The sequence below is a fragment of the Herbaspirillum aquaticum genome (assembly GCF_002213425.1).
Lineage (GTDB): Bacteria > Pseudomonadota > Gammaproteobacteria > Burkholderiales > Burkholderiaceae_D > Herbaspirillum > Herbaspirillum aquaticum.
The window spans coordinates 257022-279712 of sequence record NZ_NJGV01000007.1; the positions used below are offsets into that span (position 1 = coordinate 257022).

General features: G+C 62.2%; 15 protein-coding genes and 1 pseudogene. 7 read left to right on the forward strand and 9 right to left on the reverse strand.

Features of this window, described 5'->3' with window-relative positions; translation table 11 throughout:
• Window positions 1-22: 22 nt before the first annotated feature.
• Together xdhA and CEJ45_RS10000 are read right to left on the reverse strand one after the other, a co-directional pair.
• Window positions 23-1507, reverse strand: coding sequence for a xanthine dehydrogenase small subunit (gene xdhA, locus CEJ45_RS09995; protein ID WP_088754979.1), 1485 nt, complete (start codon window positions 1505-1507; stop codon window positions 23-25).
• 322 nt (window positions 1508-1829) lie between these two features.
• Complete coding sequence (locus CEJ45_RS10000; RefSeq protein ID WP_039784743.1) at window positions 1830-3131, reverse strand: NCS2 family permease; 1302 nt, start codon at window positions 3129-3131, stop codon at window positions 1830-1832.
• Window positions 3132-3977: 846 nt separating this feature from the next.
• On the opposite strand from CEJ45_RS10000, the gene CEJ45_RS25285 reads away from it, so the two are divergent.
• Complete coding sequence (locus CEJ45_RS25285; protein WP_088754980.1) at window positions 3978-5735, forward strand: methyl-accepting chemotaxis protein; 1758 nt, start codon at window positions 3978-3980, stop codon at window positions 5733-5735.
• A gap of 574 nt (window positions 5736-6309) precedes the next feature.
• Here CEJ45_RS25285 and CEJ45_RS10010 read toward each other — a convergent pair.
• Window positions 6310-7227 carry a LysR family transcriptional regulator gene (locus CEJ45_RS10010; RefSeq protein WP_088754981.1) on the reverse strand — a complete coding sequence of 306 codons (918 nt, stop codon included), beginning with the start codon at window positions 7225-7227 and terminating at the stop codon, window positions 6310-6312.
• Between the two features lie 161 nt (window positions 7228-7388).
• On the opposite strand from CEJ45_RS10010, the gene gcl reads away from it, so the two are divergent.
• From gcl to pyk, 4 genes are all read left to right on the forward strand, one after another.
• Entirely contained in the window at window positions 7389-9164 is a 1776-nt protein-coding gene (gene gcl, locus CEJ45_RS10015; protein ID WP_088754982.1) for a glyoxylate carboligase, read from the forward strand.
• A gap of 18 nt (window positions 9165-9182) precedes the next feature.
• The gene (hyi, locus tag CEJ45_RS10020) at window positions 9183-9971 is read left to right on the forward strand and encodes a hydroxypyruvate isomerase (protein ID WP_088754983.1); all 789 of its coding nucleotides are present in this window, start codon (window positions 9183-9185) and stop codon (window positions 9969-9971) included.
• 42 nt (window positions 9972-10013) lie between these two features.
• The gene (locus tag CEJ45_RS10025) at window positions 10014-10904 is read left to right on the forward strand and encodes a 2-hydroxy-3-oxopropionate reductase (RefSeq protein ID WP_088754984.1); all 891 of its coding nucleotides are present in this window, start codon (window positions 10014-10016) and stop codon (window positions 10902-10904) included.
• 106 nt (window positions 10905-11010) lie between these two features.
• Window positions 11011-12429 carry a pyruvate kinase gene (gene pyk, locus CEJ45_RS10030; RefSeq protein WP_088754985.1) on the forward strand — a complete coding sequence of 473 codons (1419 nt, stop codon included), beginning with the start codon at window positions 11011-11013 and terminating at the stop codon, window positions 12427-12429.
• Window positions 12430-12506: 77 nt separating this feature from the next.
• On the opposite strand, the gene CEJ45_RS10035 is transcribed toward pyk, so the two are convergent.
• From CEJ45_RS10035 to CEJ45_RS10060, 6 genes are all read right to left on the reverse strand, one after another.
• The gene (locus CEJ45_RS10035) at window positions 12507-13196 is read right to left on the reverse strand and encodes a hypothetical protein (RefSeq protein WP_141106985.1); all 690 of its coding nucleotides are present in this window, start codon (window positions 13194-13196) and stop codon (window positions 12507-12509) included.
• Between the two features lie 79 nt (window positions 13197-13275).
• The gene (locus tag CEJ45_RS10040; protein ID WP_141106986.1) at window positions 13276-13866 is read right to left on the reverse strand and encodes a hypothetical protein; all 591 of its coding nucleotides are present in this window, start codon (window positions 13864-13866) and stop codon (window positions 13276-13278) included.
• A gap of 132 nt (window positions 13867-13998) precedes the next feature.
• Window positions 13999-15375 carry an 8-oxoguanine deaminase gene (locus CEJ45_RS10045; protein ID WP_088754988.1) on the reverse strand — a complete coding sequence of 459 codons (1377 nt, stop codon included), beginning with the start codon at window positions 15373-15375 and terminating at the stop codon, window positions 13999-14001.
• Window positions 15376-16080: 705 nt separating this feature from the next.
• Window positions 16081-17844 carry an allantoate amidohydrolase gene (locus CEJ45_RS10050; RefSeq protein ID WP_088755003.1) on the reverse strand — a complete coding sequence of 588 codons (1764 nt, stop codon included), beginning with the start codon at window positions 17842-17844 and terminating at the stop codon, window positions 16081-16083.
• A 254-nt stretch (window positions 17845-18098) separates the two neighbouring features.
• Window positions 18099-19493 (reverse strand): nucleobase:cation symporter-2 family protein, encoded by a 1395-nt coding sequence (locus CEJ45_RS10055; protein WP_088754989.1) that lies wholly within the window; start codon window positions 19491-19493, stop codon window positions 18099-18101.
• Between the two features lie 277 nt (window positions 19494-19770).
• Complete coding sequence (locus tag CEJ45_RS10060) at window positions 19771-20715, reverse strand: LysR substrate-binding domain-containing protein (protein WP_088754990.1); 945 nt, start codon at window positions 20713-20715, stop codon at window positions 19771-19773.
• Between the two features lie 503 nt (window positions 20716-21218).
• Here CEJ45_RS10060 and CEJ45_RS10065 point away from each other — a divergent pair.
• Both CEJ45_RS10065 and CEJ45_RS10070 read left to right on the forward strand, forming a co-directional pair.
• Window positions 21219-22469, forward strand: a complete 1251-nt coding sequence (locus CEJ45_RS10065) for a urate hydroxylase PuuD (protein ID WP_088754991.1) — start codon at window positions 21219-21221, stop codon at window positions 22467-22469.
• Window positions 22470-22497: 28 nt separating this feature from the next.
• A pseudogene (locus CEJ45_RS10070) lies at window positions 22498-22691 on the forward strand (aromatic amino acid lyase); the annotation flags it as partial.

Sequence of the window (22691 nt, forward strand, 5' to 3'; positions counted from 1 at the left end):
CTGCTGGTTCGGTCCAAGGGCTTCACGCGGCGCTGACCGCGAAGGCGCGCACATCCTGGCGTGCCAGGGGCGCATCGGTGCGCGTTTCCAGCCAATAGCGATAGAGCAGGTTCTGCGCCGTGCGCAAGCGATAGGCGGCGCTGGCCCGCATGTCCGACAGCGGCGCGTAATCCTGCGCCAGCGCGGCCATGGCGGCCTGCACTTGCGCTTCGTTCCACGTGCCGCCTTGCAGCAGCGCTTCGGCGTGGGCGGCGCGCTTGGGCGTAGCGGCCATGCCACCGAAGGCGATGCGCGCCTCGGTGATGGTGTCGCCGTCCATGCGCAGCGCGAAGGCGGCGCAGACTGCAGAGATGTCCTGGTCGAAGCGCTTGGAGAGTTTGTACACCCGGAAGCGGACGTCCTTGCGCGGCAGCGGGATGCGCACGGCCTGCACCACTTCATCGGCTTGCAGGGCTGACTTCTGGTAAGCCAGGTAGAAGTCTTCCAGCGGCATGACGCGCTGGCCGCGCACGCTGGCCAGCACGATCTGCGTGCCCAGTGCGATCAGCCAGGGCATGGAGTCGCCGATGGGCGAACCATTGGCGACGTTGCCGCCCAGCGTGCCGGCATTGCGCACCGGCAGGGAGGCGAAGCGCTGCCACAGTTCCGACAGCTCTTGCGGATAGTGGCGTGCAGCCTCGGCATAGGCCTCTTCCAGCGAGACACCGGCGCCGATCTCCAGCATGCCGTCCTGCACCTGCATGGCGCGCAGTTCTTCCACGCGGCCGATGTAGACGATATCGCCCAGCTCGCGCATCTGCTTGGTCACCCACAGGCCCACGTCGGTGGAGCCGGCCAGGATGCGCGCCTTGGGCAGGTCGGCGCGCAGTTGCACCAGCTGTGCCAGGGTGCGCGGGGCGTGGAAGGTCTGGCCTGCATGCGTGACGGCCAGCGGCGTGTCCTGGTCGATGGCGCGCAGGGCAGTCTTGACGGCCTCGCGGTCGAACTCGACCTTGGGCAGTTCGCCCATGCGGCGCGCCGCATCGATGATGGGGCGATAGCCGGTGCAGCGGCACAGGTTGCCGGAGAGGGCATCGTCTATCTCGCGCTTGTCGGGCGTGATGCCGTCCTTGTCATGCTTGAGGTACAGGCCCCACAGCGACATCACGAAGCCCGGCGTGCAGAAGCCGCATTGCGAGCCATGGCATTCCACCATGGCCTGCTGCACCGGATGCAGGCAGCCGTCGGCTTGCTTCAGGTCTTCCACGGTGAACAAGGCACGGCCGTCCAGCGTGGGCAGGAATTGGATGCAGGCATTGACCGTCTTCAGTTCCAGCTGGTCATCGCGCAGTTCGCCCACGACCACCGTGCAGGCACCGCAATCGCCTTCGGCACAGCCTTCCTTGGTGCCGGTGCAATGCAGGTCCTCGCGCAGATGCTGCAGAACGGTGCGGGTGGTGGGTTGGCCTGCTACTTCGTGGGTCTGGCCGCGAAAGTAGAACTGGATGGGGCGGGTGGTCTCTGGCATTTGGCTTTTACTCGAAATGGATACAAAACAGACTGCTTTATGGCGCGCTCCAGGGCGTATCGTGGGGCGTGCTTCTTGTTGTTGGATCTGCTTTCAGGCGGCACCTCCGCTTGGGGCGGTGGCCGGCCTGTGGTGTCTCCCGTGGCCAGATGGCATTCAAGAAACGTGCCGGGGTCGTCAAAAGAGGAAACGGATTGTCCGCCTGTGATTGTTGCGGACGATTGTCGGGTTCCCTCTTGTCACGATCCCGAAGAGGCGGCCCGGCTGGTGATCGGGCTGCCTCTTCGATTTTTCCTTTTACTTCATGGGGCGGTCTGGCCGCTCATTCACCGCCGAGGTAGATGATCTTGAACAGGAAGATCGCGGCGATGATCCAGATTACCACTGATACATCCTTCATACGACCCGTCAGCAGCTTCAATCCGGCATAGCTGATGAAGCCCAGCGCCAGGCCATTGGCGATGGAGTAGGTGAAGGGCATCACCAGCGCGGTGATCACGGCCGGGACGCATTCGGTGGTGTCTTCCCAGTCGATGTGCACCAGTTCGCGCAGCATCAGGCAGGCCACGAAGAACAGCGCCGGTGCCGTGGCATAGGCGGGGACCACGCCAGCCAGCGGCGCAATGAACAGGCACAGCAGGAACAGCACGGCGATGGCGACCGCAGTCAGGCCGGTGCGGCCGCCGGCTTGCACGCCGGCAGCGCTTTCGATGTAGGCGGTGGTGGAGGAGGTGCCCAGCAGGGAGCCGGCGACAATGGCGGTGCTGTCGGCCATGAGGGCCTTGTTCAGGCGCTCCATCTTGCCGTCCTTCATCAGGCCGGCGCGGGTGGCCACGCCCATCAGTGTGCCGGTTGCATCAAACAGCTCGACCAGGAAGAACACCAGCACCACGTTCAACAGGCCCATCGAGATGGCGCCCTTGATGTCCAACTGCAGGAAGGTGGGGGCGATCGAGGGTGGGGCGGCGAAGATGCCCGAGAAGTGGTTGCCGCCGAAGACGAAGGACAGCACCGTCACCAGCAGGATGCCGATCAGCAGCGCGCCACGCACCTTCAGGCGGTCCAGTGCCACGATCACCAGGAAGCCGATGATGGCCATCACCGGGGCAGGCTGGTGCAGGTCGCCGAGGGTGACGAAGGTAGCCGGATTGGCGGCGACGATGCCGGCGCTCTTGAGCGAAATGATGGCCAGGAACAGCCCGATGCCGGCCGGTATGGCCGTGCGCAAGGACTGCGGGATGCTCTTGATGATCAGCTCACGGACGCGCAGCACGCTCACCAGCAAGAACAGGCAGCCCGAGATCAGCACCGCGCCCAGCGCAGCCTGCCACGGGAAACCCATGCCCTTGACGACGGCATAGGCGAAGTAGGCATTCAAGCCCATGCCAGGGGCCAGGCCAATCGGATAATTGGCATACAGGCCCATGATGAGCGTGCCGACAGCCGCCGCGACGCAGGTGGCCACAAAGACCGAATCCTTGGGCATGCCGGCATCGCCCAGGATGCTGGGATTGACGAAGATGATGTAAGCCATCGTCAAAAAGGTGGTCAGGCCGGCCAGCAACTCGGTGCGGACGGTGGTGCCGTTTTCTTCCAGGCGGAAGAACTTGTTCAAGGCGTTCATTGTGGGTTGTCTCCGTTTGGTCCGTTTTTATGCGCCGGAAAACTTGCCTGGCGTCGGCGCTGTTCATGCGCTTGGGCATGCGTCGGGGCCGGGGGCAGGCAAAAAATGGGCGGTGCTGGTGGGGGTGCTTTTCGCATTGTTTTGGCAGCGTTGCTAATGTCGTTGAATTTCATGTGAGGGATGTAAGGGCTGGCACATAGCCATTATTAACCTGGAGTTATAAGTGGGATCTTGGACGGAAATCAGCGCTGGCGCTGGAGATTGTTGCTGCGTATTGGTGACACGGAGGTATGGAATCTGGTGTTTCGCAGGCGAGATTTTGCCAGCTTTATCTGGTGGGGGCTTTTTGGTGCGGGGTTTGTTGTTTTGGGGAAATTATTTGCTTGCTTGTTTGCTTGCTTCTTTGGGTAGTCTGCACGGAATGCTTTCCTGCGCTCTAGCTTAATTGCTTTCTCTCTTCGGGCGGAACGGAGCGCCGGGAGCGGCCCGGCAGCCGCTCACTTTTCTTGTCTCGCCAAGAAAAGTAAGCAAAAGAAGGCGACCCCAAAGAGCCAGCCCTCCTGCGGAGGGTCCCCGCCGCAGCGAAGCGAAAAGTGGGAAGGATAGAGTCGCTTCGCTCCTACTATCCTTCTGATCCACTTTTCGCTCCGCTGCGACGGCTGGCTCTATGGGGACGGCAACCCCCACGGGCTCGCCTTCGGCCTCGCGAGGTCTCCGACTCGCCTGCGGCTTTGCTTGGCCTAATTTTCCTCCGATAGGGTTCACCGGCACGTGTTGCATGTTGTAAAGAGCCTAAAGTGTGTGCGTAATTGCGCCGTTATACGATGACCATTAAAAGGGGGGGGTATGCATTTCACACAATTCAAAGTCCAGACGCGCCTGTACATAGGCTTCGGTATTGTCCTGGCGACCTTGGCCACTGTGGTTATCGTGGCTTTGTTTAAGCTCAGCGGGCTCAATGACGTCCTGACCCAGAATGGGGACTATGGCACGCAGGAAATCAGCGCAGTCGCCAGCGGCATCGGGAAAGCACAGGGAGCGGCCATCGGTCTTCAGCGCTTGCTTGGCACGGACGACCCGGCGCGCAGGGCGGCGGAAAAAAAAGGGATTGAGGACAGGCTCCTGGCCTATGACGGCCAGCTGAAAACCCTGCACAAGCTCTATGAGTCCGATTCCACCCTGACTGAGCAGGAACGCCAGTTGCTCAAGCGTATCGACGATATTGCCAGTGACGTGATTCCAAAGTTGAAGAAAGTCCTGCAGCTTGAGGCCGAAGGTGATGCTGCTGCAACCAGACAGGCAATGTTGGATACCGCCAGATCCTTGCAGCCCTGGACGGATGAACTGGGCAAGTTGCGCGATGTCGTCGTGAGCAAAAATATCGCGGCTGCCAAGCAGGCACACGAAGATTATTTTGCTGCCCGCCGGTTGTTGCTGGTGGTGGCAGCCTTTGGCTTGCTGGTCTCACTTGTGCTGGCCACGCTGATCACGCGCAGTATCCTGCGCCAGCTTGGCGGTGAGCCCGGCGATGTCGCTTCCGTTGCTTCGCGAATTGCCGCCGGAGAACTGGCCGTGGAGGTTGCGCTCAAGAACGGCGACCGCTCCAGCCTGTTGTATTCCGTGGCGCAGATGCGGGAGCAACTGGCGATGATCGTCGGAAAGATTCGTGCGGCGACCGACAGCATTACCCACGGCTCCGATGAAATCGCCCGAGGAAACTCGGACTTGTCGGCACGCACGGAAGAGCAGGCCGGGTCCATCGAGGAGACGGCTTCGGCGATGGAGCAGCTCACGTCCACGGTCAAGCAGAATGCCGATAATGCGCGTCAGGCCAACAAGCTCGCCGAGTCGGCGTCAGGTATCGCCATCGAAGGGGGGCAAGTGGTCGGCAAGGTCGTGGAGACCATGGATTCCATCAACGAATCGTCCAAGCGCATCGTCGATATCATCAGCGTGATCGATGGCATCGCCTTCCAGACCAACATCCTGGCCCTCAATGCAGCGGTGGAAGCCGCCCGTGCCGGCGAGCAGGGCCGCGGTTTTGCCGTGGTCGCCTCGGAGGTGCGGGGGCTTGCGCAACGCTCTGCGGCGGCGGCCAAGGAAATCAAGGTCCTCATCAATGATTCGGTGGCCAAGGTCGAGGCCGGTAGCGAGCTGGTGGGACAGGCCGGAACGACCATCGGTCAGGTGGTCGATAGTGTCAGGAAGGTCAGCGATATCGTGGGCGAAATCAGCTCGGCCACGCAGGAGCAAAGCGCCGGTCTGGATGAAATCAACCGCGCCATCGGCCAGATGGACCAGAGTACGCAGCAGAATGCAGCGCTCGTGGAAGAGGCTGCAGCGGCGGCAGAATCCTTGAAAGACCAGGCACGCATCCTGTCGGAGGCGATGAGCGTGTTCCGGCTCGGTGCGGAGCCGGTGCAAGCTGCTGTGTCAGCGGTGACGAGGCCAGCCAGGAGCGCGGCCAAGCCAGCCGGGACTGCCGCCGTCAAACCGCGCGTTGCAGCCAAGCCGCGTCTTGCCGAGAAAGCCACGCCAGCAAAGCGCGCCGAGCTGATCGGCGATTCTCCTGAGAAGGACTCGGATCAGTGGGAGCAGTTCTGATCTGATTTGATCTCGGTGCTGGCAGCTGTTCGTCTTTACCCGGATTTACGTCCGGTTAATGCAGGTTTTGGTCAGCGTTAAGGTTTTCTTAATGCTGGTGTTTTGGTGTTTTGGTGCTCTGGCGTTTTGGCGTTTTGGGTAGTCTGCACGGAATGCTTTCCTGCGCTCTAGCTTAATTGCTTTCTCTCTCCGGGCGGAACGGAGCGCCGGGAGCGGCCCGGCAGCCGCTCACTTTTCTTGTCTCGCCAAGAAAAGTAAGCAAAAGAAGGCGACCCCAAAGAGCCAGCCCTCCTGCGGAGGGTCCCCGTCGCAGCGGAGCGAAAAGTGGGAAGGATAGAGTCGCTTCGCTCCGACTATCCTTCTGATCCACTTTTCGCTCCGCTGCGACGGCTGGCTCTATGGGGACAACCCCCTCCCGGGCTCGCCTGCGGCATCGCCCTGTTTTGCTCGCCTTCGGCATCGGTCGTACTCGCCTGCGGCTTCGTCGGCTTTGGTTTTTCACCTTGTTTCATCGACGCCCGTTCGTCCTGAGCAGGCCCGTCAGGGCCGTATCGAAGGCGCGCCATCCTCTGCTTCACAGCTTCCGTGCCCGGTTCCAGTAATCGTGTTGCCCGTAAACTTCCTTCAGGTAATCAATGAAAAACCTTGTCTTCGCCGGCAAATGCCGCTGCTGCGGATACACCGCCATGATGTCGTAATGCGGCAAAGCATACTCATCCAACACCGTCACCAACTCCCCCGACGCCAGCTGCGCCTGGATCTCCCACGTCGACCGCCACGCCAGCCCCAGCCCTTCACTGGCCCAGCGATGCAGCAACTCCCCATCATTGCAATCAAGATTGCCCTGCACCTTGGCAATCACCGGCTTGCCACCCTGCTGGAAATACCACCCGCGCTGCTGCCCTCCCTGCAAATTGAACGCCAGGCAATTGTGCTGCGCCAAATCATCCAGCGTGCGCGGAACACCATGACGATGCAAATACTCCGGCGCCGCACATACCACCCGCCGGTTGCTCGCCAACCTCACCGCCACAAAGCTCGGTTCAATCGCGCCGCCAATGCGAATGCCCAGGTCATACCCCTCGCGCACAAGATCGACCACGCGATCGGTCAGGTTGAATGAAATCTGCACCTCCGGATGCGCCGCCAAAAACGCCGGTGCATGCGGTGCCACATGCAGCCGGCCATACGCCGCCGGGGTCGAGACCACCAGGTGGCCCGTGGCCTTGTGGCGGCCCTCGGCAATGCTCTTCTCGGCCGTGTCCATCTGCTCCAGCAACTTGCGGCAATGATCCAGGAATACGCTGCCTTGCTCCGTCAACGTCAAATGCCGCGTCGTGCGATGCATGAGCTTGGTGCCCAAGCGCTTCTCCAACGCATCAATGCGCCGCCCCATCATCACCGGCGTCACCTTCTCTTCCAGCGCCGCAGCCGCCAGGCTGCCCTTGTCCACCACCAGCACGAATGCTTCGATCTGCTTGAGCTTGTCCATCAATCCCTCCCGGCCTGAGTGTAATTCAATACTTTTTGGATGTTTCCATACTTTTGCTCAGTAATCAGTGGACTGTGATGATACTTATCATCCGGATTTGTAATGACTAGCATGGCCTCCAGCGATCACACATCCACCAACGGACATCCTGGAGAACGAGCATGGCAAAGATGAGAGCAGTTGACGCGGCAGTGCACGTATTGGTCAAGGAGGGCTGCCTGCAAGCCTTCGGCGTGCCCGGCGCCGCGATCAATCCCTTCTACTCGGCCTTGAAGAAACACGGCGGCATCAGCCATATCCTGGCGCGCCACGTGGAGGGGGCCTCCCACATGGCCGAGGGCTATACCCGCGCCAAGGCCGGCAACATCGGGCTGTGCATCGGTACCTCGGGTCCGGCCGGGACCGACATGATCACCGGGCTCTATTCGGCCCAGGCCGATTCCATCCCCATCCTCTGCATCACCGGCCAGGCCCCCCGCGCCCGGCTCTACAAGGAAGATTTCCAGGCCGTCGACATCGAATCCATCGCCAAGCCCGTCACCAAATGGGCCGTGACCGTGCGCGAACCAGCCCTGGTGCCGCGCGTGTTCCAGCAAGCCTTCCACCTGATGCGTTCCGGCCGCCCCGGCCCGGTCTTGATCGACCTGCCTTTCGATGTACAAATGGCGGAGATCGATTTCGACCCGGATACCTACGCGCCGCTCCCGGTCTATCGTCCCGCCGCCACCCGCGCCCAGATCGAAAAAGCATTCGACATGCTCAACGCGGCACAGCGCCCGCTGCTGACCATCGGCGGCGGTGTGGTCAACGCCGATGCAGCCGCACTGGCGGTGGAGTTCGCCGAGCTCACCGGCATCCCGGTGATCCCGACCCTCATGGCCTGGGGCACCATTGCCGACGACCACCCGCAGATGGCCGGCATGGTCGGCCTGCAAACCAGCCACCGCTACGGCAATGCGACCCTGCTGGCCTCGGACTTCGTGCTCGGCATCGGCAACCGCTGGGCCAATCGCCATACCGGGTCCATCGATGTCTTCACCAAGGGCCGTACCTTCGTCCATGTCGATATCGAACCGACCCAGATCGGCCGCGTCTTCGGGCCGGATTACGGCATCGTCAGCGACGCCGGTGCCGCGTTGAAGCTGTTCGTCGAGGTCGCTAAAGAGTGGAAGGCCGCCGGGCGCCTGCCCGACCGCTCGGCCTGGCTGGCCGAATGCCAGCAGCGCAAGAAGAGCCTGCAGCGGCGCACCCACTTCAATGACACGCCCGTCAAGCCGCAACGCGTGTATGAGGAAATGAACCGCGCCTTCGGTCGCGAGACCTGCTACGTGGCCACCATTGGCCTCTCGCAGATCGCCGCCGCGCAATTCCTGCACGTCTATCGCGATCGCCATTGGATCAATTGCGGCCAGGCCGGGCCGCTGGGCTGGACCATTCCTGCGGCACTGGGTGTGGTGGCGGCCGATCCGCAGAAGAAGGTGGTGGCCATCTCGGGCGACTATGACTTCCAGTTCATGATCGAGGAACTCGCCGTGGGCGCGCAGTTCAAGCTGCCTTACCTGCACGTGCTGGTCAACAACTCCTACCTCGGCCTGATTCGCCAGGCACAGCGCGGCTTCGAGATGGATTACTGCGTGCAGCTGGCTTTCGAAAACATCAACGCCCCCGAACTGAACGGCTATGGCGTGGACCACGTGGCCGTGGTCGAGGGCCTGGGCTGCAAGGCCATCCGCGTCACCGATCCCAATGCCATCCAGGATGCCTTTGCCCAGGCCCAGCGCTGGATGGCCGAGTACCGCGTACCGGTGGTGGTGGAAATCATCCTGGAACGTGTCACCAATATCGCCATGGGCACCGAGATCGATGCCATCAATGAATTCGAACCCCTGGCCGAGCGCGCCGACGATGCGCCCACCGCCATCAGCCTGCTCGACTGAAAAACAAGGAGACCCGCCATGACCAGACTCGCCGCCAACCTCACCATGCTGTTTACCGAACAGCCTTTCCTGGAACGCTTCCAGGCCGCATCGCAGGCCGGCTTCCGGGCAGTGGAATTCCTTTTCCCCTATGCCTTCGCACCGGAACAGATCGCCGACCAATTGCGCACGCATCGCCTGCAACTGGTGCTGCACAATCTTCCCGCCGGCAACTGGGACGCCGGTGAACGCGGCATCGCCTGCCATCCCGATCGCGTGGCCGAGTTCCGGGCCGGGGTCGATGAAGCCATCCGCTACGCCCGCGTGCTGGAAGTGCCGCAGCTCAATTGCCTGGTCGGCATCCTGCCGCCGGGCGTCTCGCGCGAAGCGGCGCGCGAGGTGCTGGTCGGCAACCTGAAATACGCGGCCACGCGCTTGAAGGAACAGGGCATCCGCCTGCTGATCGAGCCGATCAATCACTTCGACATTCCCGGCTTCTTCCTCAATACCACGCGCCAGGCGGTGGAGCTGATCCTGGCCACGGGCTCGGACAATCTCTTCGTGCAATACGACATCTATCACATGCAGCGCATGGAGGGCGAACTGGCCAATACGCTCAAGGCCAACCTCTCACTGATCGGCCACGTGCAGCTGGCCGACAACCCCGGACGCGGTGAACCCGGCAGCGGCGAGATCAATTACCGCTACCTGTTCAACTGGCTGGAGGACATCGGCTATCGCGGCTGGATCGGCTGCGAATACAAGCCGCAGGCCGGGACCACCGCCGGCCTGGGCTGGATCGCGCAACACGGATTGCAGGCAGCCTGAACACATGACAGCAGGATTTCATCTTTCTTGAGGAGACACAGCATGGCAAAAGTTGGATTCATCGGCCTGGGCATCATGGGCGCACCCATGGCGGACAACCTGCAGAAGGGCGGCCACAAGCTCTACCTGCACGACCAGAAAAATCCCCCCGCCCCCTTGCTGGAGGGCGGTGCCACGGTTTGCACGTCGGGTGCCGAAGTAGCGCGCCGCGCCGACATCGTCATCGTCATGGTGCCGGATACGCCGCACGTACAGGCGGTTCTCTTTGGCGAGAAGGGCGTGGCCGAAGGACTCTCGCCGGGCAAGATCGTGGTGGACATGAGCTCCATCTCGCCCATCGCCACCAAGGAGTTTGCGCAGAAGATCAATGCGCTGGGCTGCCAGTACCTGGATGCGCCGGTCTCGGGCGGTGAAGTGGGGGCCAAGGCGGCTTCGCTCACCATCATGGTCGGTGGTTCGGAATCGGCTTTCAATGACGTCAAGCCGCTGTTCGAGCTGATGGGCAAGAACATCACCCTGGTCGGCGGCAACGGCGATGGCCAGACCACCAAGGTCGCCAACCAGATCATCGTGGCCCTGAACATCCAGGCCGTGGCCGAGGCCTTGCTCTTTGCCTCCAAGGCCGGGGCCGATCCGGCACGGGTGCGGCAGGCGCTCATGGGCGGCTTTGCTTCCTCACGCATACTGGAGGTGCACGGCGAGCGCATGGTCAAGCGGACCTTCGCACCGGGCTTCCGTATCGAACTGCACCAGAAGGACCTGAACCTGGCCCTGCAAGGCGCCAAGGCGCTGGGCATCAGCTTGCCCAATACGGCGGCAGCCCAGGAGCTGATGAATGCCTGCGCCGCCAATGGACTGGCGGGGATGGATCACTCGGCGCTGTGCCGGGCGGTGGAGATCCTGTCCAATCACGAGATTGCCAAGGCTTCCTGAGCGGACACCATCATCCCCAGGAGGGCTTGCCGCGGGCAAGCCCTCATCGCTTGCGCATTTGCGCATGTCGACCACGTCATCACAACCAGCATTACGGGAGATTGTTATGCGCCGCCTGCGCCAGGCCAAAATCGTCGCCACCCTGGGCCCCTCCAGCGCCACGCCGGAGATGATCCGCGCGCTCTTCGACGCCGGGGCCGACGTGTTCCGTTTCAACTTCAGTCATGGCAGCCATGCCGATCATCACGCGCGTTACCAGATCGTGCGCCAGGTGGAGCGCGAAGTCGGCCGCCCCATCGGCGTGCTGGCCGACCTGCAGGGACCCAAGCTGCGCATCGGCCAGTTCGCCGGGGGCAGGGCAGTGCTGCAGGCCGGACACGTGTTCACCCTCGACCGTGATGCCGCCCCTGGCGACCAGCACCGCGTCTGCCTGCCGCATCCTGAATTGTTCGAGGCCATTCACGCAGGACAGAGCCTGCTCATCGACGACGGCAAGCTGCGCTTGCAGGTGGAAGCCAGCCAGGGCGATGCCATTCGTACGCGCGTGGTCAATGGTGGCGTGGTCTCCGACCGCAAGGGCGTCAATGTGCCCGATGCGGTCTTGCCGATTCCCGCGCTGACCGCCAAGGATCGCCGTGACCTGGACTTCGCGCTGGAGATGGGCGCGGACTGGATCGCATTGTCCTTCGTCCAGCGCCCCGAGGATGTGCTGGAGGCGCGTGCACTGGTGGCGGGGCGCGCGTCCATCCTCTCCAAGCTGGAGAAACCGGCCGCACTGGAGCGGCTCGACGAGATCGTGGCCGTGTCCGACGCCATCATGGTGGCCCGCGGCGATCTCGGTGTGGAGCTGCCGCCGGAGTGCGTGCCGGGCACGCAAAAGCGCATCCTGCGTGCCTGCCGCCAGCAGGGCAAGCCCATCGTGATCGCCACGCAGATGCTGGAGTCGATGATCGCCGCACCGGTACCCACGCGGGCCGAAGTCTCGGATGTGGCCAGTGCGATCTATGACGGATCGGATGCGGTGATGCTCTCGGCCGAATCGGCCAATGGCAGCTATCCCTTGCAAGCGGTCACGATGATGGACCGGGTGATTGCGGAGGTGGAGAAGGATCCGCTGTATCGCACGCTGATGCAGGCGCAATACGCCGCCCCCGAGCGCAACCGGCCCGACGCCATCTGCGCGGCGCTGCGCGACGTCACCGGCATCCTCGGCGCCAGCGCCACGGTGACCTATACCAGCTCGGGGCATACCAGCCTGCGCGCAGCGCGTGAACGTCCTGCGGCGCCCATCCTCTGCATCACGCCGCAACTGGCCACGGCACGGCGGCTGGCGCTGGTGTGGGGCGTGCATTCCACCATCAGCGAAGCCGTGCATGACGAGCGCCAGATGGTCAGCGCCGCCTGCCAGGCGGCCGTGCGCGAAGGGTTTGCACGCAAGGGAGACCAGATCGCGATCACCGCGGGCATGCCTTTCGGGCAGCCGGGCAGTACCAATTTGTTGCGGGTGGCGGAGGTATGGGGATAGGGGGCTCCAGAAAAAATGCCGCTGCACTTTACGGGCAGCGGCATTTCTCGGAAAGGCCGGATCAGCTCAGGCTGGGCTCAGTGGTCTTCCCACCATTTCTGGGCGTAGGCGCGATCGAATGGCGGCAGCGGTGCGCTGGCCACCTTCAAGTCCTTCATGGCAGGGAAATGCGTCACGAAGAGTTCTGAGTCTTCCGTCCAGCGATCGGAGAACACCACGTCAAAGCTCCCGCCTGAAGCGCCTCCTATGGATTGATCTACCAGCGGGATGGGCGGTCCGGCACGGAATTCGCTGCCTTGTCGCTCTCGCAGGAGTGCCTCCACGTGGCCGAGATAATAGGTGCCCGGCACGGTCTGGTTGACGGTGGCATGGATGGGGACGAGATAGTTGACGGTGAAGGGGAAGGATTTGTTCAGGCAGGTCAGGCCCACCAGCTTGTATTCACCCGGCGGCAGTTCCATGCGCAGGAGATAGGTATTGCCGACTTCGGGCGTGCTGTTTTCGAGGCTGCCTTCGGCATCGATCTTGAAGTTGATGCGCTCTTCCTTGCTCTGGGCATTGGGCATCTCGACATGCGCCACCAGCAACTTGGGCTGATAAGAAGGGCGGTAGATATTCCTGATGGTGGCCGTCATCAGGTAGACCACCTTGTCATTGGCCGCAGCCTGCGGCGCATCGGTGGAGTAGGCCATTGGTTTGACGGTGGCGCAACCAGTGAGCAGCAGGGTCGCGCATAGCGCGGCCAGTCCCAGAATCCTTTTCAGCATGATTCCCCTTGATCGATTTGATTTGGTTGATTATTGATTGCTGATGGATGACGCATGACCGGAGACTGCCGGTCACGCGCTATCTTACTTCACTCCCGGAGAGGTCTGGAGCCTGCGTGAGGAGATCCCGCACCGGTTTGGTCATCTGTTTGAAACGCGGATCCAGCAGTACCTCGCGCACCAGTTTCTGTACGGCCGGAATGAAATAGTCCCGCGCCATGCTGCAGGCGACCGGGGCAAACAAGCTCCCCTCGAACTGCTGGGTGGATTGAACCGTGAAGCTTTTCTGGTTGGCATCGGAGACCGTCAGCGAAAGCATCCATGTTGTCGTGGTGATGCTGGTACTGAAATCGATTTCTTCGAGCTTGCCGCTGATCTTGATGGGCGAGGTCGGGTCATAGGCGCCGGCCTTGCGCAGTTCGATGATGAAGGCGTTCTCGATATAGCCCGCAAAATGCGGCGCAACGGTCACCGGCCCTGCTGCGCGGCACGTGATGGAAGCCAGGCCGGGCTTGCTTGCCGAAAACGGCATGACCGCCACGGGCACGGGCCTGGATGCCAGGATAGCCGCTGTCGTCGCTGGCGATGGTTGATAACCGGTGATGCGATAGGTTTCACACCCGGATAAAGTGAGAAGGGCGAGCAAGCTCAAAGCCAGTCCGGACTTCATGATTTCCCCTGATTGATTTTTTAGGCAGGCGCGCCAAGCATGAGGCCGGCCGCCAACCGCTGCACATATTACGTCATGTGCCAGCGGATTGCACGGTATCCGGATGCTATGGAAAACGCCTGCCTGCGACGATCACCGCGCCGCTTCAGCCAGCTGGTACGCAAGATGATTGTGCCGCTCCAGCACCGCCCCCAGGTCAATGGTGGTGAGCTGTCCTTCGCGCACGATCACGCGGCCGTTGATGATGCTGGTGTTCACGTTGGCGGGTGTGCAGAAAACCAGTGCGGCCACCGGATCATGGAGCGCGCCGGCAAAGGCGATCTGGCGCGTGTCGAACAGGACGATGTCGGCGGACATGCCGGGCTTGAGTGCGCCAATGTCGTCGCGGTTCAATACCTTGGCACCGCCCAGGGTGGCTACTTCCAGCGCCTGGCGCGCGGTCATGGCGTCGGGGCCAAAGCCCACCCGCTGCAGCAGCATGGCCTGGCGCACTTCACCCAGCATGTGGGCACTGTCATTGGAGGCACTGCCGTCCACGCCCAGGCCAACCGGCACGCCCGCGTCCAGCATCTTGCGGATGGGCGCAATGCCGGAGGCCAGCCGCATGTTGGAACAGGGACAGTGCGCCACACCCGTGCCAGTGCGGGCAAACAGGTCGATGCCGTGTTCGTCCAGCTGCACGCAGTGGGCGTGCCAGACGTCATGGCCGACCCAGCCGCAGTCTTCGGCATATTGCGCCGGGGTCATGTTGAACTTCTCGCGGCTGTAGGCAATGTCGTTGACGTTTTCAGCCAGGTGGGTGTGCAGCGATACGCCATAGTGGCGCGCCAGGTCGGCCGCCTCGCGCATCAGGTCGCGCGAGACCGAGAAAGGAGAGCAGGGGGCGACGACGATGCGCTGCATGGCGTGGCGCTGGCTGTCGTGGTAAGTCTCGATGAGGCGTTGCGTGTCCTTGAGGATGGCAGGCTCTTCTTCCACCACACGGTCCGGTGGCAAGCCGCCCTTGGACTGGCCTACGCTCATGGCACCGCGCGCACCGTGGAAACGCATGCCGATCTGGGCAGCGGCCTCCAGGCTGTCGTCCAGGCGGGTCTGGTTGGGGTAGATGTAGAGGTGGTCGCTGCTGGTGGTACAGCCCGAGAGGATCAGCTCCGCCATGGCGGTCAGCGTCGATACCCGGATCATCTCGGGCGTGAGGCCCGCCCAGATCGGATACAGGTTGGTCAGCCAGTTGAACAGCTCGCCATTCTGCGCGCTGGGGATGGCGCGCGTGAGGCTCTGGTACATGTGGTGGTGCGTGTTGACCAGGCCAGGGATGACCACATGGTGGCTGGCGTCGATGATCTCGTCGGCCTCTTGCGGAAGATCTTCGGTCTTGCCGACCTGCTCGATGACCTTGCCCCTGATGTAGAGCGCGCCATTGGCGATCTCTTCACGACCTTCGTTCATGGTGACCAGGACGCGCGCGTTCCTGATCAACAGCGTCTTGCCTGTTGCTTGCTCTTGCATGATGGTGGACTCCTTCTTGGGTTCCTTGTTGATGTGTTTGACTTGCGGGTCGGCGCAGGTGACAGGGGGGAGTCCCTTTCTTGCCCTATTAACGACTGCGGCGGGTGGGGTTGTTGGGAGGGTTTAGGTCCGTTTAATGCTGGTTTTGTTTTGCGTTAAATTTTGCTTAATGCTGGTGTTTTGCTGGTTTTGCTGGTTTTGTGTTTTTGGGTAGTCTGCACGGATCGCTTTCCTGCGCTCTAGCTTAATGACTTTCTCTCTCCGGTCGGGAGAACGCGCCGGGAGCGGCCCGGCAGCCGCTCACTTTTCTTGTCTCGCCAAGAAAAGTAAGCAAAAGAAGGCGACCCCAAAGAGCCAGCCCTCCTTCGGAGGGTCCCCGCCGCAGCAGAGCGAAAAGTGGGAAGGATAGAGTCGCTTCGCTCCGACTATCCTTCTGATCCACTTTTCGCTCCGCTGCGACGGCTGGCTCTATGGGGACAACCCCCACTCGGGCTCGCCTGCGGCCTCGCCCCCTTTTGCTCGCCTTCGGCCTCGGTCGTTCTCGCCTGCGGCTTCGTCTTGCCTCTTCCTTTTCACTACCTTTTCACTGCCTTTTTTCTTCCTTCGCTCTTCCTTCGCTCTTCCCACTCCCGTTCGGACTGAGTAGCGGCATCGCCGCGTATCGAAGACGCGTCGAACGATAAATCATTTAAATCATTTGAATCATTAACGCTTCACTTCAAAACTGCGCAGGAAATCCAGCAGAATCTGCCCCGATACCTCCGCGTCATCCGCCGTCATCGTCTCCAGCGGATTGTGGCTGATGCCACCATTGCCACAACGCGTAAACAACATGCAGACATCCGTCAGCTTCGCAATCGCCATCGCATCATGCCCCGCCCCCGACGCCAGCTCAAACGGCGTCACCCCGGCACGCTCCGTGGCAGCACGCAACTGATCCATCAGCCACGGCGCACACGGCGCTGCCGGTGCGCTCAAGGTTTCCTCCAGTTTGAAATCGATACTGCGGCGGCCACAGATCTCCTCGATCTTGCCCAGAACGTCCTTCACCGCAGCCATACGCACCTCATCCACCGCCGCACGTATGTCCAGCGACAACTGGCACCCACCCGGAATCACATTCGTCGATCCGCGCGGTACCTGCAATTGCCCCACCGTGCCCACCAGCGCGGCATGCTGGTCCTGCGAACACCGCTGCTCCACATACAAGATGATCTCGGCCGCGGCGGCGGCCGCATCCTTGCGCATGTCCATCGGCGTAGTACCCGCGTGGCTGGCCACACCCTTCAACTCCACCAGATAGCGCGAACTGCCCGCGATCGAGGTGACGATGCCTACCGGCAAATCACGATTGAGCAATACCGGTCCCTGCTCGATGTGCACCTCCACATAGCCCAGGATGTCGGCCGGGTCGCGCGCTATCTGCGGGATGGCCGCGACATCATGGCCAGCCTGGGTGATCACCTCGCGCATGCTGATGCCGTCCTTGTCCTGCAGGTCCAGCAGCTTCATGTCGAAATGGCCGGTCACCGCATTGCTGCCCAGGAAGGTGCTCTTGAAACGCACCCCTTCTTCTTCCGAAAAACCAATCACCTCGAAATGGAAAGGCAAGGTCTCGCCTCGTTCCTGCAAGTGCTTCACCACCGCAATGGGCAGCAAGATGCCCTCGCGGCCATCGTACTTGCCGCCATTGCGCACCGTGTCGTAGTGCGAGCCGGTCAGCAAGGTCCTGGCCTGCGGATCAGTGGAAAGATATCGCCCCACCACGTTGCCCACCGCATCGATATGCACATGCATGCCGGCCTCGCGCATCCACTGCGCAATCTGCTCTGCAGTGCGTTGGTGCGTCTCGGTGAGATAAGTGCAGGTGAGGGCGCCTTCGTCTTCCGACAGGGCGCCGATTTCTTCGGCCCATTGCATCACGGTCGCCCCCATCACCGGGCGATAGCCCAGCAGGTCATTGATGCGCATCTCGGCAATGCGGCCGATCTGGCGCAGGGCTTCACGCAGTTCGTCTTCCGGCTGGTTGCGCAGGCGGCGGGCAAAGGTGGCGATGATCTGCTGGCGCGTGAGGCCCGCACCGGTAGGGCCCTTCACCGCCAGGATGAAAGGGAAGCCGAACTTGGCGTTGTAGTCGGCATTGAGTTGTTGCAGGCGGGCAAATTCTTCAGGGCTGCACAGGTTCAATCCGGCCTTGGCCTGCTCGCCGGTGGACTCGGCCGTCAACTCGCCGGCAATGGCGGCGCGGCCAGCCAGTTCGGGGTGGGCACGGATCAGACCCAATTGCTCGGCACGGCTGGCGTCGGTCACGACCTTGTGCAAGGCCAGCTTGAAGGCGGTCAGGTTGCGGAAAGGACGCTGCAGCGCAGCTCGCTCGGGAATCCAGGGAGAGTGCTCATAAATGCCGTGCAGGGCGGCGATGAAGGCCGAAGTCTCGGCTGCGTTCAGTTGTTCCAGTGTCGTCGTCATGTGCTGGCCGGTCGGCGTGCCGCCGGCTCCCTCGCTGTGTTCATGGGTGATGCCGCAAGTGCGTGCCGCCATTCCACCCTGAAAATCAGGATTGTCGGCGCCGATTGTTGCTTGCGGCTGTCGTCTCACGGTCTGCGCCAAAGCCCGCCCGGTGCGGTCTGCAGCGCAGATGAGACTTTAAAACATCTTGGCCCGGATGGCATCAACGGTTTCATCTGGGCCGTATGCGCGGCGGCATATCTCGCCGCCCCGCGTCAGTGATCCGAACTCTGCGCCGCCGCCACCGCATAGCGGGCCACGTCCTCTTCACTGCCACGACCATTGAAGAACAGGTTCAGGCCGACCGCCATGGCCGAGGCCAGCAGGATGCCGCTGTGGAAGATGGTGCCCAGCAGGTGCGGCATCTTGTCGAAGAAGGTCGGCGCGACAATGGGGATCATGCCTACGCCAATGCTGATGGCCACGATGAAAAGATTGTTGCGGTTGCCATGGAAATCGACCTTGGACAGGATCTTGATGCCGGTCGCGGCCACCATCCCGAACATCACGATGCCGGCACCACCCAAAACGAATTGCGGAATCGAAGCGGCCACGTGCGCCATCTTGGGGAACAGGCCGAAGGCGATCAGGATCACCCCGGCCGCCACGCAGACGAAACGGCTGCGGATGCCCGTCACGCCGACCAGTCCGACGTTCTGCGAGAAGGAGGTGTAGGGGAAGGTGTTGAACAGGCCGCCGATCACCGTGCCCAGGCCATCCACGCGCAAGCCGCTGGCCAGCGTGCGGTCGTCGATGCGGCGGCCGACGATGTCGCCCAGGGCCATGAACATGCCGGTCGATTCGATCATCGTCACGATCATCACCAGGCACATGCTGATGATGGAGGCGATGTCGAATTGCGGCAGCCCATAGTGAAAGGGCTGGATGAAGGCGAACCAGTCCGCCGCATCCAGCCCGTCAAAGCTGATCTTGCCCAAGGCAAAGGCAATCACGAACCCGACCACCATGCCCATCAACACCGAAATGTTGGAGATGAATCCCCGCGTGTACTTGGTGATGAGCAGGATCGAGACCAGCACCACCGCCGCAATCGAGAGTGACAGCGGCGAGCCGTAATCGGGATTGGGGACCTTCACGAACACCCCGTCGACCAGCTTGCCGATCACCGGCTGTCCGCCCGCCGCCCAGTTGATCCCTACGCCCATGAGCGAGACGCCGATCACCGTGATGACGGTGCCCGTGACCACCGGCGGGAAGTAGCGCATGAGCTTGCTCATGTAGGGCGAGGCGAGGATGCAGAACACGCCGGAAGCAATCACCGCGCCATAGATATGGAGGATGTTCAGCTGCGGGTTGTTGGCCATGGCCACCATCGGCCCCACGGCGGCAAAGGTCACGCCCATCATGACGGGCATGCGGATGCCGAATTTCCAGATGCCGGCACTCTGGATGATGGTCACCAGGCCGCAGCAGAACAGGTCGGCACTGATGAGGTAGGCGATCGCTGACTTGGGCAGGTTGAGCGCACCGCCGATGATGAGCGGCACGGCGATCGCGCCGGCATACATCACCAGCACGTGCTGCATGCCGAGGGCGAAGAGCTTGAATACGGGTAGGCGTTCATCCACCGGATGGCGAGTGGCTTGCATGGGATTGTCTCCTGGTATTTTTTATCGATGGAACCTGGCATGTGACCGCGCCCCCCGTGATCAATCCGTGAGGGGGTGTGCCTTGCCGCTTGAAGTTGGTTCCGGCCCAGTACCGTGCTCCGCGTCTTGGTGGGGCCTGTGTGCGGATGCCGGTCTGATGCTGGCGATACTAATGCAATCCGGGGAGTGCGATATATAAGCCCCGGCATACCGGCTGGCGTGCCCCCGATATATGCCGGACCGCCCGTTTCCTTTGCTGCAGCGGCCCGGCACCGGTTCAGGCGCGGCCCTGCGCCATCATCTTGGCCGCCGCGCTGACCTGGGCGCGCAGCCATTTGTGCTCGGTGGCCTGGTGCACCCGCTCGTGCCACAGCTGGTAAAAACGCAGCGGTGGGAACTTGATGGGCACCGTATAGCTTTTCAGGCCCAGGAGTTTTTCGTAGAAGCTGGCGAACTGCTGGCCGGCGGTCAGCACCAGGTCGGTCTGCGCCACCATGTAGGGCAGCATGCGGAAGTGCGCCGACTCCACGACCACGTTGCGATGCAGGTTCTGTTTTTCGAGGAAGGTATCGATGGTGCCGTGATAGCCGGGCAGGATCTGCGAGGGCGCGGCATGGGGCAGCGAAAGATAGTCCTCGATGCTCATGGCCTCGCGTGCGGTGCGCTTGGCGTAGGCACAGTCGGCACGCATCAGGCAGACGATGGGATCGTCAAACAGCTTTGACAGGTGCAAATGCGCAGGCGGTTCGTCCCAGTTGGCAATGACCAGGTCCAGTTCTCCATCCGAGAGCAGGCGCACGTAATCGGTATCCGGACCCAGTGCGTGGATGACGATGCGGCTGCGCGGCGACTCGCGCCGCAGGCGGGCGATCACTTCGGTGAAGAAGGGCGTGTTCATGTAGTCGGGCGCGGCGATGTGGAAGGTGCGCTCTTCTTCCTGCGGCACGAAGGCGGTCTTGGGCACGAACAGGCGCTCGGTTTCGTCGAGGATGCGCTTGGCGGGCTTCAACAGGCTCTCGCCATGCTGGGTCGGCACCATGCCGCGCGCACCACGCACCAGCAGCGGGTCGCCGGTCAGCTCGCGCAGCTTGCGCAGCGAGGCCGAGATCGAGGGCTGCGGCTGGTTCAGCTTCAGGGCGACCCGCGATACGTTCTTCTCGCAGAGCAGGAGATAAAGAATGCGGATGAGGTGGATGTCGAGATGGTCAGGCAGCCTGGACATGGGGATGTCTCCGGGGTCTTGTGGTGCGGGGCAGGTGACGGTTTTTCGTTCACTCTGGGGCGGCTGCATCGGGGCAGGCGCATTATCGTTGTCGTGTGCCGGACCGGCTCGGGCGGCGGCCTGGCGTGATGCGAGCGCAAGCGTCCCACATCCAGGGGGCATTTTTGTATATCGTCATTCGTATGTCAAATATACGTTGATGACCATGTTTTGCGCAGTCCCGGCGTTTATCGTTCGTGCAACCGTTCCGCACTAGCGGGACGGCATAAAACAGATGGCACCAGCCATCGGGTCGTAGCGGCAGCACGACGGGAGACCAGCCACGGCACCAGCACGGTGCCTGCGCTTCCCGGCGCGCGGGAAGCCTTCACTCCACTCATCCAGTTGCAGCCCTGGTACACGCAGGGCGGGGGAAGACTTTCATGGCGGCCCATTCCTGAGGCAATGCCTCGCCTGTCCGGAGTAGGTCGCGGTGGCGGACAGCAATCCTGCGTGGGGAAGACATGGAAGCACTCCTGGTTTCATATGGCATCGACTGGGCCAACCTGCTGGTCCGCTGGCTGCACCTGATCACGGGCATCGCCTGGATCGGTGCCTCGTTCTATTTCGTCTGGCTGGACAACTCCATCCGCCCGCCCAAGCCGGGCAGCGATCTGGAGAAGAAGGGCGTTTCCGGCGAGCTGTGGGCGGTGCACGGCGGCGGTTTCTACAATCCGCAAAAGTATCAGGTCGCTCCGGCCGAGCTGCCGGAAGAACTGCACTGGTTCAAGTGGGAGGCCTATGCCACCTGGATCACCGGTGTGGCCATGCTCTTCATCGTGTATTACTTCAATGCCTCGGCCATGATGGTGGACAAGTCCGTGGCCAACCTCACCGGGCCGGAAGCGGTCGGCGTGGGCATCGGCACCCTGGTGCTGGGCTGGATCGTCTACGACCTGCTGTGCAAGTCGCCGCTGGGCAAGCGCGAAGGGCTGCTGGGGCTGGTGATGTTCGTCTTCATCGTGGCGGTGGCCTATCTGCTCACGCACCTGCTGTCGGGCCGCGCGGCATACATCCATGTGGGCGCGATGATCGGCACCATCATGGTGGGCAATGTGCTCATGGTCATCATTCCCGGCCAGCGCAAGCTGGTGGAGGCCATGAAGGCCGGCCGCTCGCCCGACCCCATCCACGGCCGCAAGGGCAAGCAGCGCAGCGTGCACAACAATTACTTCACGCTGCCCATTCTCTTCATCATGATCAGCAACCACTATGCGATGACCTACACGCATGCCTACAGCTGGCTGGTGCTGGCGGCGATCATGGCGGCCGGTGTGCTGATTCGTCACTTCTTCAATCTGCGGCACAAGGGCCGGGTGTCGGTGGGCTATCCCATCGCTGGCGTGGTCTTGCTGCTGGCCGTGGCCGTGGCGATTGCACCGCGTCCCATCGTACCTGCTGCCCCTGCTGCTTCTGCTGCCTCCGCAGGCGAAGGCGCGGCCCCGGCGGCCGCTGCCGCACCGGACTTTGCACGCATCCAGGCCATCGTCACCCAGCGCTGTGCCAGCTGCCATTCGGACAAACCGACCCAGGCCGGCTTTGCCACCGCACCGGCCGGGATGATGCTGCAAACGCCCGAGCTGATCCACCAGCACGCAGCCAAGATCTTCCAGCGTGCAGTCCAGACCAAGGACATGCCGCTGGCCAACATGACCCAGATGACCGATGCAGAACGCGCCGAACTGGCCGCGTGGTTCCAGGCTGGGGCCAAGTAATCGCACACGATTCCATCAGAGATCACACATGCAAACTATTACCATCGACGGATTCAACCTCACCGCCGCCCAAGTCGTCAGCGTGGCCCGCGCACCGCACCTGAAAGTCGCCCTGGCCGAGTCTTCACGTGCCGCCCTCAAGCAAAGCCGCGACTACATCGAATCCACCTGGATGCACGATGAAGCGCCCATGATGTACAGCTTCAATACCGGTGTCGGTTT